1 pseudogene is annotated in these 1,292 nt (G+C 40.5%); it reads right to left on the reverse strand.

The window, feature by feature from the left end:
- Positions 1-57: 57 nt before the first annotated feature.
- Positions 58-1,101: pseudogene (locus tag C6G87_RS07230) on the reverse strand (RNA-guided endonuclease InsQ/TnpB family protein).
- Positions 1,102-1,292 lie beyond the last annotated feature (191 nt).

Raw genomic sequence — 1,292 nt, forward strand, 5'->3', positions numbered from 1 at the left:
TTGACATACTCCCCGCGCTCAAAGCCAGGGGATTGCGGGATCATCAAGGCTCGCCCGCTAGGCGGGTCTTACAGCCTCTACTCCAAGAGTGGATGCCCCCACTCTATAAATATTAATGCTTGCGTTTAAATCTCTATCCAAAGAAAACCCACAAGAGGGGCAATCAAACACCCTATCTTTTAGGCTCAAATCCTCTTTAATCGCTCCACAGCTAGAACAAGTCTTAGAGCTGGGATAGAATCTATCAATCTTAATCACTTGGGTTTTCTCTCCAAAATAGCCACAAACTCACCAAAAGCCAGATCATTGATTTTGCGTCCCCACAACTTAACCATACCCTTCAAGTTCAAATCCTCAATGAAAATCGTGGTGTATTGCTTAGATAGGCTATTGGCAAGCTTGTAGAAAAAGTCTGTTCTTAGGTTTTTGATTTTTCTATGCAATCTAGCAAGTCTTAATCTAGCTTTTAGGCGGTTATGGCTACCTCTTTTCTTTTTGGATAGAGAACGGCTACAAGCGCGAATCAAAGGCAAATGTTTAGAGAAAAATAAAGGCGATGGAATTTGTGTGCCATTAGATCATGTGAGAAAAGTTTTTAACCCAAAGTCAAGCCCCACGCTGTTACCACCTGCGGACTTAGGATTGTCTTCTATCTCACATACAAGGCACAAGAAATAATCGCCTAGATTATTTCTTTTAATGGTTAAAGTTTTAGGCTTACCTACAAGGTCATAGGTCTTGACAAACTTAAAGGCATAGCCATTAAAAGAAATAATGCTGTCTTTGATTTTGTAACCACATTGCGAAAATGTGAAAGACTGATAGTTAGTCACTTTTTTAAAACGGGGCGGTCTGCCCTGTTTCTTAAAAAACTTCTTATAGGCTTTGTCTATTCTCTCTACTAGCTCCTGCAAGGTTTGCGAGCCTAGAGTTTTCAAAAAGGCGAAACGCGTTGTTTTCTTTAGCTTTGTGATGTGTCTTTTTAAGTCTCTTATGCAAAGCGATACAATGGTTATAACAAATGCCATAAAGACGCAAAAGCTTGTCTATATGCTTGTTTTTGTTTGAATGGTAGGGCTTTTGCTTGTAAGTGATTAGCATGGGGCATTATACATAACTTCGGTGATATTTAATAGTATGCGCCTTAATCCGCTTAGCTAAAGCTAGGGGGTTTACGGCGCCGTTGCTAAAATCTATTCTATGGCTGATGAGAACAACATTCTAGGTATCTACGATCACCACTTCATCATCACCAAACAAGAAAACCTGGTGGGGGCTTTGGAGTTGCACGG

This window comes from Helicobacter baculiformis (genome assembly GCF_900197685.1).
Taxonomy (GTDB): domain Bacteria; phylum Campylobacterota; class Campylobacteria; order Campylobacterales; family Helicobacteraceae; genus Helicobacter; species Helicobacter baculiformis.